The sequence below is a fragment of the Streptomyces sp. NPDC086080 genome (genome assembly GCF_044540255.1).
In the GTDB taxonomy this organism is placed as follows: Bacteria; Actinomycetota; Actinomycetes; order Streptomycetales; family Streptomycetaceae; genus Streptomyces.
The window spans coordinates 1-12473 of the sequence record NZ_JBITRU010000072.1 but is presented as its reverse complement, the minus strand read 5'-3'; the positions used below and the strand labels follow the sequence as shown (position 1 = coordinate 12473).

Genomic DNA, 12473 nt, shown 5'->3' with positions numbered 1-12473 from the left:
ACGGCCGCCTTACTGCCGGACGAGTGTAGGCCGAACAGCCCACCCACCAACTCGTAGGCCAAACAGACGAATCACACCTAATTCCTGATAGACCCGGTGTCTTCAGTTTTTGCGGATGCGGCGGGCCTTGGTCACGAGCCTGCGAGACAGCTTCGGCCCTGCGCACGCGTAGTCGATCAGCAGGTTCCGGTAGGCGGTGTTCGAGAGCTCCGGCGCCAGGGCGATCAGAGTGTGGCGCTGTACGGGTGGAAGGACAAGGGCGGCTCCAGGCCCCGGGTGTTGATCAGCGGGTTGGCGGGAGCCGTCCAGGATGTGCGCGGCGTGCCGTGACTACGGTAGAGTGGATCTTGAGCGCGCCGTCCGGTTTGCCGGTGGTGGGCTATGCGTTGGTGGTCCAAGGAAAGACGCCCCGCTTCCTGCGGGGAAATGCAGGTGCAAGGCCTGCCCGGCGCTCCATGAGGAAGACCCCCGCCCTGCTGTTTCAGGGAGGGGGTCTTTTCATGTCCACTTGCCGGGGTCTTCAGCCGCAGTTGTATCCCTTTTCCCGGGGGTTAGCCGTGACCGGGGCGCGGTGATCGTCGTGCTCACGGTTCCGTGCAGCGGTGGCTCCACTGAGGGTGCCAACACCGAGATCAAGCGGTTCGGGTGTCAGGTGCACGGACGACCAGGCTTCACCCTTCTTCGTCACCGCATTCTCATCGGATAGCGGCGTGCTGCGGCACCATCGAATGTGAGACAGAGTCATTCGTCTGGCAGGATCTCATCCCTTGTTCACTCAGCGTGACTGGATGGAGTGAGGAGGGTCATGGTTTCGCATGGCCGTTGAAGAGTTTAGTCCAGCTTTGCGGTTCTATTTCGGAGATGAAATCCGGCCAGTCGAAGCTTTGCTTCCTTCGGTTCCGGCCGACTGGTTACTTAGAGCTTTGCTTCATGGGCGTATGTAGGGGGTGGCGTCAAACCGTACAAATCCAAATGAAACTTCCCATTCGGAGACCGTGTGTTAACGCCCCTGGAAGACAGTGCACTTGACTCTGCCGGGTGAACAGCTTTGACTCTGCGTCACTTGTGAAACTTTTGAAACTCTGGGGTAGGGGCTGTGGATTTCAGGACGGGGGGCACAGTCATGCCCAAACGTCGTCGCGGGAGTCGGACGTACCGCGGGGTGTCAGTGATAGGTGCAGCGGTTGCGGCGCTGTTGGCCACAGCGTTGGTGCAGCCGTCCGCAGCCCGGGCATCAGCGTCGACGGCGGACTCCGGAGAACTGTCGGAGGGGCAGAAGGCACTCGCGGAGGCTCAGGAGTCCGGTGAGCGAGTGGAGGTGACGGAGCAGCGCTCCGAACGCACCACGGTCTTCGCCAATCCGGACGGTTACACCTTCACCTTGCAGGAGTCGTCGGTTCCCGTACGCGTGTCCCAGCCGGGCGGGGGCTGGGAGAAGCCGGATGCGACGCTGGAGAAGCGCGCGGATGGTTCGATCGCGCCCAAGGCTGCGGCTCCGCAGATCGAGTTTTCCAACGGTGGCGGGAAGGCTCCGCTGGCGCGGATTGCCAGCCAGGGCCGCTCGATCGAGCTCAGCTGGCCAGGCAGCCTGCCCGAACCCAGGCTGGACGGTGCGAGTGCCGTGTATGCCAACGTGCTGCCGGATGTAGATTTGAAGGTCACCGCGACGGTGGAGAGCTTCCAGCATGTCCTGGTGGTCAAAACCCCTGAGGCTGCAGCCGGCGAGCAGCTGAAGAAGCTCACCTTCGGCCTGAAGACGACCGGGCTTGAGGTCCAGGAAGGCACATCGGGGAGCCTGGCCGCGGTTGATCCGAATGGCCAGACGGTGTTCAAGGCGCCGCCCGCCCGTATGTGGAACTCGGCGGGCCAGGCGCTTGCGCAGCCATCTGGACTTCAGGCGGCACGTGCGACGGTGGACGAGACGGTCCCAGCCGAGTCGGACCCGTCCGACCCCGCCGAGTCGGCCCCGTCCGGGTCCGGTGTGGAGCCGGGACAGGGCGATCAGGTAGCGACGATGGATGTGGAGGTCGGCAAGGAAACACTGTCGATCACCCCCGACAGCAAACTCCTTGCCGAGACAGACCCTTCTGCGTTTCCGCTGTTCATCGACCCATCGGTGACCTGGGGTGAGTCGGAGCGGACGCTGCTGCGATCGGACGGCTATGAGTCCTACGGCTGGGGCAATGGCGACGACGGCATGGGTAAGGGTGCCGGCAAGTGCGGTACCTGGAGCGGCTACTACTGCGGCCCGGGGTATGTGCAGAGGCTGTACTTCGAGTTCTCGCCTGCGAGTTTGAAGGGCAAGCACGTCCTGGACGCGACGTTCCGGGTCACTGAGCCGTGGGCGTTCCAGTGCGCTCCGCGCTGGGTGGACCTGGTCCGCACCAATAACATCTCCTCCTCCACCACTTGGTCCTCGCGCCCCAAGGCGTTGGACTTGATGGGCGATCGGCATGTGTCGGCGGGCCGGGGCGACTTGTGCAGTCCGGGGCTGCCGGATGCGGCGATCGAGTTCAACGACAACCCGGAGGAGACGAACGAGAACCTCACTCCGACCGTGAAGAACTTCGCGGCGGGTAAGTTCTCGCGGCTCACGCTGGAGATCCGGGCGCACGACGAGTCGGATACCGCGGCTTGGAAGCGGTTCAAGAACGACGCCGTGCTGGACGTGAAGTATGTGGCCATACCCGCTACGCCCACCGAGGTGGGCATGGTCTCCGGCTCTGGCTTCGTCTGCTCCACGGACGCGGCCAACCCCAGCATCGTGTCCGACCCGACCCCACAGGTCCAGGGCCGCCCCCGTACTGCGGCCGGCGGCGAGAAGGGCGCGAGTCTGCGCATCCGGTGGCGCACCGAGAAGTACAGCAGTTCGTCCTGGACGGTTGCCCACACTGATGTGGACGGACCGACCACCGGCTACGTGGGGAACCTGGTCAAACAGACGCGCAGCCTGCCCACACTGCAAGAGGGCGTCAAGTACCGGCTGAAGGCCCTGACCCTCTCCTATTACGAAAACGGCGGCCATCGGCAGAACACCGGCTACACCAGCCCGTGCTACTTCATCATCGACTCCAGCGCACCCAAGGCTCCGCAGATCACCGTAGGTAGTCCGTACACCGTTTGTGCGAGCAACGCCTGCGCGGCCGGCGGCGGCCCAGGGGTGAAGGGCACGTTCAGTTTCAAACCCGCCACGGGTGACACCGGTGTCGTGTCGTACCAGTACACGCTGTCGGGCATGACGACCTGGCCGACCATCAACGGGTCGTCCGCAACTGTGCAGCTGACTCCTCAGCAGACGGGCACGTACACGTTGTGGGTCCGGGCGAAGGACAGTGTCGGCCGTTACGGCGCCTGGAGCGCGGTCGACTTCCTGGTCGCCGCTGGAGCGGGGCCGATCGCGCGCTACCACTTCGACGAGGCCGACGGCGTCGCGGTCGACGCGGCCACCGACGACGGCAAGGACGACGCGACCTTGAGCACCGGTGCGAGCCGGCCCAACTACGGGCGGCGCGGTCTGATCACCCATGACGCGCAGGGGCAGCCGCTGATGACTCCGGTCGACGACAAGGGCCTGATGCTGGACGGTGCCGGCGGTCATGCGGCGACCGGCGGCCCTGCAGTAGAGACCCGCTCCTCATACACCATCTCTGCGTGGGCGCGGGTGACACCGGGTGCGACGGGCACCCGAACCGTGCTGAGCCAGGACGGCGGCAACAGCAGCCCGTTCTACGTCTCCTACGGCGCGGACGGGATCAAGGACTGGAGTCTGCGGGTGCTGACCTCGAAGGACGGCACCTACACCTGGAACAAGGCCCGCGCCAAGCAGACCAGCCCCACCGGTGTCTGGACGCATCTGACGGCGAGCTTCGACGCGGACAACAACAAGGTCCGCCTCTACGTCAACGGAGTGTTCCAGTCCGAGGTGGATGCCGGTGTGCCCTGGTCGGCCACAGGCGGCCTGCAGATCGGCAGGGCGAAGTGGAGTGGCAACTACGTCGACTACTTCGACGGCGTGATCGACGAGGTCACGGTCTGGCAGCGCACGCTCACGTCGGAGGAGATCGCCAATGACGCCAGGCTGCTGGTCTCGGAACAGTTCGCCGGAGTGGAACTGATCGCGGACTGGAACCCCACCCGCGGCGTCGACGGCACCACGATCAAGGACACCGTCTCTTCCTACGGAAAGAGCCTCAGTCTGGCCGGAGGTGCTTCAGTCACCGACGACGAGATAGTCCTCGACGGTGTTGATGACGAGGCCACGGCCGCCGGCCCTGTGGTCGACGGCAGCAGCTCCTTCACGGTGACCACCGGCGTCACCCTGGACGGAGCGAAGCTGCTGACCAAGGACGTCGGCTACATCGGACAGGTTGCGGGCCAGCGCACCGCGGACGGTTCCGCATGGGGCCTGTGGTTCCAGCTCACGGGCAAGAAGACCGTGATGGACGAGGAGACCATGGAGGAGACCACGGTGCCGGAGGGCACATGGCACTTCGGCCGTCTCGAGTCCGACGGCACCTTCTCCTCCGTCACCTCCGAAGAGACCGCGAGCGTGGACAGCGTCGTGCGGCTGACCGGTGTGCACGATTCGGTCGGCGGCACGATCAGCCTCTACATCGGCTACAGCCAGAACGGCGACGCCAAGGCATACACGGCACAGATCGGCAGTGGCGAGTTCGCCCTCGGCAAGGCATACGCGAGCGGTGGCTGGAAGCACTTCCTGCCCGCTCGGATTTCCGAGGTGCGCCTGTGGGCAGGCGCGATGGCCAGCGCCGAGCAGATCGAGGCCACGGTGGGCGACTGACCTGCAGTGGGTGGTTGGGCAGCCCTGGTGGCTGCCCAACCACCGCACGGCCGGATTCTCCGGCCGCTGCCGCAACCTGATTGATCTTCCAGCTCTTGTGAACCGGATGGGTACGAAACTCATGACATTTGGCATAGGCACCTCAAGGAAAGGTGCGGGGGGTGCGCGGCGGTGGGGGCGACGCCTCGTCGTGCCCGCGGTGGCCTTGGCGCTGCTGGCCCCAGTCGGTCAGCTGCCGGCCGCGATGGCTGCCGAGCAGGGCCTGGGGCGCCCCGATGTGCCCAAACCCCGCGTGAGCAAGGTCGAAGAAGTCAAAAGCCTGGGCGCGAAGAAGGCACGCCAGAAGGTCTCCGAAAGCAAGAAGGCCGGCGAACAGCGAGCACGCAAGGCCCAGCAAGAGCAGACAGCTGCCTGGCCCAAGCCCGACACGGCCACCACGACACTCTCCGCGAACAAAGCGGCCAAGGTGGACCTCGCGGGAACGACTGTTGCCGCACAGCCGGTGAAGACCCGGAGCATGACGGCGGCAGCAGGGTCCGTGGACTTCACGGTCCTCGACCAGAAAGCCGCCCGCAAAACCGGCATCACCGGTGTCCTCTTCACAGCCAGCGCCGACACCGCCGGTACGGCGGAAGTCAGTGTCGACTACCGCAACTTCGCGTCCATGATCGGTGGCGGCTGGTCGGAACGCCTGAGCCTGGTGCAGCTCCCAGCCTGCGCGCTGACGACCCCGCACAAGGCCGAATGTCGTAAGCAAACCCCGCTCTCCTCAGCCAACGACTCAGCACAGCAGACCGTCTCCGCGCAGGTCCCGCTTGCCGGGACCAAGTCCGGCGTCACCACACAGCTTGCCTCGGCGAGCGGACTCACCAGTGCCACCGTGTTCGCGGTGACCGCGGCGGCGGCAGGTGCGGGGGAGTCACCCAATGGGACCGGCGACTACTCCGCAACCGGACTCGCTCCGTCATCGTCGTGGGCTGCGGGCGGCAGCTCGGGTTCGTTCACCTGGAACTACGGCCTCACCCTGCCCCCAGCCGCGGCCGGTCCCACACCGAGCCTGGGCCTGTCGTACGACTCGGGCAGCATCGACGGACGTACCGCCTCCACCAACAACCAGGGAACCTCGGTCGGAGAAGGGTTCACCCTCACCGAGTCCTACATCGAGCGCACCTACGGCAGCTGCGACGACGACGGCCACGACAAGATCTTCGACCGCTGCTGGAAGTACGACAACGCCCGCCTCGTCCTGAACGGTCAGTCCAGCCGCATCATCAAGGACAACACCACCGGTGCCCATCGCCTGGAGAACGACGACGCCTCCACGGTGAAGCGCTCGACCGGCGCGGACAACGGGGACGACAACGGCGAGTACTGGACCGTCATCACCGGCGACGGCACGAAGTACGTGTTCGGCCTGAACAAGCTCGACGGGGCAGCCGACCAGCGCACCAACTCCACGTGGACGACACCCGTCTTCGGCGACGACACCGGCGAACCCGGCTACGACAAGGGCAGCATCTTCGCCGACCGCTCGCTGACCCAAGCCTGGCGGTGGAACCTCGACTACGTCGAGGACACCCGAGGCAACGCCTCGACCTACTGGTACACGAAGGAATCCAACCACTACCCCAAGAACAAGGCCACCACCGCCAACGCCGCCTACACTCGTGGTGGTTATCTGAAGGAGATCAAGTACGGGCTGCGCAAGGGAGCGCTGTTCACCGATGACGCCGATGCGAAGGTGACCTTCTCCTACGCCGAACGCTGCACCGTCAGCGACTGCACAGAGCTGACCGAGGACACGGCCAAGCACTGGCCCGACGTCCCCTTCGACAGCATCTGCACCAGTGGCGACACCGAATGCAATGCCGCAGGACCGACCTTCTTCACCCGCAAGCGCCTCACCAACATCCACACCTTTTCGTGGAACGCCACCACCAGCAAGCACGACCCCGTCGACTCATGGACCCTGACCCAGGAATACCAGGACGCCGGCGACATCGGGGACACCACCGACCACGTCCTGGTCCTCAAATCGATCAAGCGGACGGGCAAGGCCGGCACCGCGATCGACGTCAACCCTGTGGTGTTCACCTACCAGCTGCGCCCCAACCGGGTCGACGGTACGGACGACATCCTGCCGCTCACGCGCCATCGCATCGAGACGATCACCTCGGAAACGGGGGCGATCACGACGGTGACGCTGTCGGCGCCGGAGTGCAGGCGCAGCGAGGTACTCGGCGCCGCACAGGACTCCAACACCCGTTCCTGCTACCCCCAGTACTGGAACATCAACGGCGCCACGGAAGCGTCCGTGGACTGGTTCCACAAATACCGTGTACTCGCGGTCGGTGTCGCCGATCCGACCGGGCAGAACGAGACGGTCGAGAACGCCTACGACTACTCGGGCGCCGCATGGCACTACGCCGACGATCCGTTCACGCCGAAGGACGAGCGGACCTGGTCCGAGTGGCGCGGCTACCGCGATGTCACCGTGTACGCCGGCGCGCTGGACACCACTCGCTCCAAGACGGTCTCCCGCTATCTGCAGGGCATGCACGGCGACAAGAAGAAGGACGGCACCACCAGAACCGTCAGCGTCGGGCCGCTGATGGACACCGACGTCACCTTCCCCGCCCTGACCGACAGCGACCAGTACTCGGGCCAGATGCTGCAGAAGGTCGCCTACAACGGCAGTCAGCCCATCTCGACCTCGTACACGAACTACACCTCCAAGAACACCGCCACGCAGACGGTGCCCGGCGCCGCCGCTCACACCGCGCGCTGGACACGCCCCAACACCTCCTACGCCAGCACCTACCTCACCGCCTCGAAGTCCTGGCGCACCCACGTCATCACCAACCGCTACGACGACCTGGGCATGATCAGAGAGGTCGACGACTACGGGCAAAAGGGCCTGAGCGGAGACGAGACCTGCACCCGCACCTGGTACGCCCGCAACCCGGACGTCGGCATCAACAGCCTGGTCTCGCGCACCCGCACCGTCGGCAAGGAGTGCTCCATCGCCGACACCGCACTCGACCTGCCCGCCGATGACAAGCGCCGCGGTGACGTCCTCGCGGACACAGCGGTCGGCTACGACGGTGCCAGCACGTGGTCGGAGTCGATGAAGCCGGCCAAGGGCCTGGTCACCTGGACCGGCCGCGCCAAGGGCTATGCCTCCGGCAGCCCGGGCTGGCAGACGATCACCAGCAGCGCCACCACGGACTTCGACGCTCTCGGCCGCATCACCAAGGTGACCGACGCGGACGGCCAGCCGACCACCACCGCCTACACCCCGCCCACCGCCGGCCCGCTCACCAAGACCATCACCACCAATCCACTCGGGCACAAGGCCACCAGCTTCCTCGACCCACGCCGGGGCCAGGCACTGCGCACCTACGACGCGAACCTGAAGAAGACCGAACTCGCCTACGACGCACTCGGCCGGCTCACCTCCGTGTGGCTCCCCAACCGCTCGAGCGCCAGCCAGAGCCCCAGCTCCAAGTTCGCCTACCACATGGACAACAAACGGCAGTCCTGGGTCTCCTCCTCAACCCTGAAGAGGGACGGCGAGACCTACACCACCAGCTACGCCATCTTCGACGCACTGCTGCGCCCCTTGCAGACCCAGTCACAGACACCCCACGGTGGCCGTCTGCTGACCGACACCCGCTACGACACCCGTGGTCTCCCCTACGAGTCCCACGCGGACATCTTCGACACGACCAGCACCCCCAACGGCACCTACACCCGCGCTGAATACGGTGAGGCGCCCAAGCAGACCGGCACGGTCTACGACGGGGCCGGCCGGGCCACCAAGGCCACCCTGCACGTCTTCGGCGTCGAGAAGTGGTCCACCACCACCAGCTACACCGGGGATTCCACCGCCACCACCGCACTGGACGGCGGCACCGCCACCCGCACCATCACCGACATCCGCGGCCGCACCCTCGAAACCCGTGAATACGCAGGTAGCGCCCCGACCGACCCTCAGTACGGCGACGGCCCCGGCACCAGCTACGCGTCCACGAAGTTCCACTACACCCGGGACGGGCTGCAGACACAGATCACCGGCCCGGACGACGCCACGTGGTCTTACACCTACGACCTGTTCGGCCGTCAGATCACAGCGTCCGACCCGGACCAGGGCAAGAGCACCACTGAGTACGACGCGTTCGACCGGGCCGTCAAGTCCACCGACTCCCGCGGTAAGACGATTCTGACCGCCTACGACGCCCTCGGCCGTTCGACCGGGACCTGGGCCGGAGCCAAGAGCGACGCCAACCAGCTCACCGCCACCACCTACGACACCCTGCTCAAGGGCCTGCCGGACAGCAACACCCGCTACGTGGGTGGGAAGAGCGGCCAGGCGTACACCGACACGGTCACCGCGTACGACACGCTGTCCCGCCCGGTGGTCAGCGAACTGACACTCCCCGCCGACGATCCGTTCGTGAAGGCCGGTGCGCCGGCGACGCTGGAGTTCGAGACTGCCTACAACCTCGACGGCACCCTCAAGCACACCAAAGAACCGGCTCTGGGGGGCCTGCCCTCCGAGATCGTCGACTACGACTACAACCAGCTCGGGCAGGTCACCTCGGTCGGCGGTTCCACCGGCTACCTCCTGAACGCCGACTACTCGGAGATCGGCCAGCCCACCCAGCTCACACTGGGCACGGCCAACACGGCCGACCACAAGAAGTCCTACATCAACAACCGCTACGAACAGGGCACCGATCGCCTGATCCGCAGCTTCGTCACCGACGACACCCACAGCTACCAACTGCAGGACCTCAACTACACCTACGACCAGGCCGGCAACGTCACCTCCATCGCCGACCCCACGACACTGGGGGGCACCAGCAGCGCCGAGACCCAGTGCTTCGCCTACGACGGCCACCGCCGCCTCACCGAAGCCTGGACACCCAGCTCCCAGAAGTGCTCCGATGTCCGCAGCACCAGCAGCCTGTCCGGCCCGGCCCCGTACTGGACCAGCTACACCTACAACGAGGCCGGCCAGCGCACCACCGAAACCACGCACAAGGCCGCCGGTGACACCCGGACCACCTACTGCTACACCAAGACCGATCAGCCCCACTTCCTGACCGGCACCACCACCAAGGGCGACTGCGCCGTCCCCGAGAAGACCTACACCCCCGACGCGACCGGGAACACCGTCAAACGCCCCGGCGTGAAGGCGCCCCAGGATCTCGCGTGGTCCGAGGAGGGCAAGCTCGCCAGACTCACCGAGGACGGCAAGGCCACCGACTACCTCTACGACGCCGCCGGTGAACTCCTGATCCGTAGCACCGCCGGGGGTGAGCGGGTGCTGTACGCCGGCGCCACCGAACTCCATCTCCGTGCCGACGGCACCACCTGGGCCCAGCGCTACTACGCCGTCGGCGATATCACCTCAGCCGTCCGCTCCAACGAATCCGGCACCGGCACCCTCACCTACCTGACTGGCGATCACCATGGCACGGCAAGCCTTGCCATCAACCCCGACACTACCCAAACGTTCACCAAGCGCTATACCTCGCCCTTCGGTGCGGACCGCGGCGAACCCGCTGGCGACACCACGACCTGGCCTGACGACAAGGGCTTTCTTGGTAAGCCCCGTGACAAAACCACCGGTCTCACCCACATCGGCGCCCGCCAATACGACCCCACCCTCGGCCAATTCATCAGCGTTGATCCACTTCTGGAAGTCGATAAGCCGCACACGCTCAATGGCTACACCTACGCCGCCCAAAATCCGCTAACTTACAGCGACCCCACAGGCCTGGCTCTTGCCTGCGGCCGAGGGGGAGACGAATGCCCGGACGACGGCGACCCCATGCCCGAGCCCTCAGATCACCACGGGAATGGGCTCAATTACGGTGATAGTCCCGGAAGTGACGGTCCGTCTCCTGGATATCCTTCAAGCGGGTGGATAGGCGCCGATGTAGACGGCGCTTCTAATAGCGCCAATGCGAATGCCACTCCAGTTCCCAGCCCTGGCCCATCACCACTTCCTGGCCCCTATAAGCAGGCCGGTAAAGATCCTGTTATGAAGGCGATCAAGTGGGTCGCCGGGCAGCTCCTCGGAGAATCTGATCCGCGCCTGTGGTGTACTGATGACGGATCATATTGCGAGTATGTCGATATCCAAGAAAACGTCGTCCCTTGGAGTCCAGGACCAGGGTGGACGCGAGTCGCGGGCGTCGGAAAAGGTGCCGCGAGCCTTAGGGAGCTTGCCACTCGCGTGCTTCCGAAATTCGTTGCGAAGGGGCAGACAGTCGGAGTTGGCTCCACTTCATCCGGGCGCGTGATTCGCGTCGTCAGTGGAAACAAAAAGGCAGACGCCGAGTTGATAGACATTGTCAATAATCGGCTTCGAGAGGCGGGGTATTTGAAGGGTGCTGCAAAGTCTGCTCGCGCGAGCGATGCTGAACAGAAAATGGCCGCTGTCATGATTCGAGATGGCGTAAATAGGGCAGAGGTCGTAATCAATAACCCAGCTGGCCCGTGTGCGCAGCCGTTGGGTTGCCACAGAGTCCTAGACGCCATCTTGGGCAATAGGCAGCTCACCGTACACTGGCCCAACGGGAGGGGTGGCTATAATCAACATTCCTATGGAGGTGCCAAGTGACGAACAGTAAAGTGCATGCCTACTACCGGAGTGAGCACGGAGATAACCCGGCTTTGATTCAAAGTCCGAGCGATGTTGACGACCTGATCGACGTACTAGTCGCCAGCGGGCCATCGGAGAACTTGGCCTCACTGCACAGCCTGGCACGTCCGCTCATGCCGGCAGGTGTCCCTGACCACGAGTTGCTGGTTGGGGTCGATGGGCAAGTCCGGCGCGGAGTACTTGCCTTCATGGACGAGGGGAATTGGGTATCGCTCGACCCCTCGACAAAGCGCGGGGAATCTACCTACTCGATCATGGGAAATTCGACCGAATTCCCGAGTCGCTCAGAAATTCCCCTCAACCTCGTGCGTCAAGCCGTTAAGGAATTCCTGCTATCCGGGGGGCAGCGTCCGCAATGCGTTGAATGGCAAGAGCCGGAATTCTGGTGATAGGACATCCTTTCAGTGTCCCGGGTGCGGCGCCCGCACTGGTTGGCGAGAACGGCTTCAGGTGGCCTCGGTGCCCGCAACAAATAGGGGTCCTGGACCGTTGAGTAAGATGTTCATAGCCTCGACTCATATAACCCATCATCCAGGTGGGTCGCCATTCATCTGAATGATGTCACCGACGCTAAGTTCGTCCAGATCGCCAGCGGAAATGTCTGACGATCTGGTTCATGTCTGGCTTAGTCCTGTCTTTGGAGAGTGACAGGCGTGAGGTAAACGAGTAAGCGGAATACCCGCTAGCGTCAACACAAATGAAGTCCCGCCAGGTGCGCCCTGGCGGGGCTTCTGCACGGGGTGACGGCAGTAGTTGATGGCAACGTGAGCTGACTGAACCGTTCCGGGTTCGGTAGAGATCTCAGATGTTGGGTGTGACCTGGGGTTTCGTGGTTGCGAGGTAGTGGTTGTTCTCGTATTCGACCGGCGGGACGTGGCCTATCTCACCGTGGAGTCGTCGGCACGGCCCCGGCGTAGTGCCGTGATGTCCGCTTTCGTGCCGGTCGGTCAGATGCCGTAGGCGGCGAAGGCATCGTTGTGGCGGTGGAGGTCGCGG

General features: G+C 64.5%; 3 protein-coding genes. All 3 read left to right on the top strand.

The features are described 5' to 3' along the window. Nucleotides 1–1123 precede the first annotated feature (1123 nt). The 3 genes from ACIF9R_RS37495 to ACIF9R_RS37485 all read left to right on the top strand — a co-directional run bounded on the left by ACIF9R_RS37495 (nucleotide 1124) and on the right by ACIF9R_RS37485 (nucleotide 11866). A complete protein-coding gene (locus ACIF9R_RS37495) occupies nucleotides 1124–4801 on the top strand; it encodes a LamG-like jellyroll fold domain-containing protein (RefSeq protein WP_399987491.1) in 3678 nt (1225 codons plus the stop codon). Nucleotides 4802–5045: 244 nt separating this feature from the next. Beyond that, nucleotides 5046–11435 (top strand): RHS repeat-associated core domain-containing protein, encoded by a 6390-nt coding sequence (locus ACIF9R_RS37490; protein WP_399987493.1) that lies wholly within the window; start codon nucleotides 5046–5048, stop codon nucleotides 11433–11435. After that, on the top strand, nucleotides 11432–11866 hold the full coding sequence (locus tag ACIF9R_RS37485) for an Imm1 family immunity protein (protein WP_399987489.1): 435 nt from the start codon (nucleotides 11432–11434) through the stop codon (nucleotides 11864–11866). Before ACIF9R_RS37490 ends, ACIF9R_RS37485 begins: the two co-directional genes overlap by 4 nt. Nucleotides 11867–12473 lie beyond the last annotated feature (607 nt).

Excerpts from the sequence above, each read along its gene's own strand:
- ACIF9R_RS37495 (WP_399987491.1), top strand. The coding sequence starts at position 1,124 with ATGCCCAAACGTCGTCGCGGGAGTCGGACGTACCGCGGGGTGTCAGTG.
- ACIF9R_RS37490 (WP_399987493.1), top strand. The coding sequence starts at position 5,046 with ATGGCTGCCGAGCAGGGCCTGGGGCGCCCCGATGTGCCCAAACCCCGC.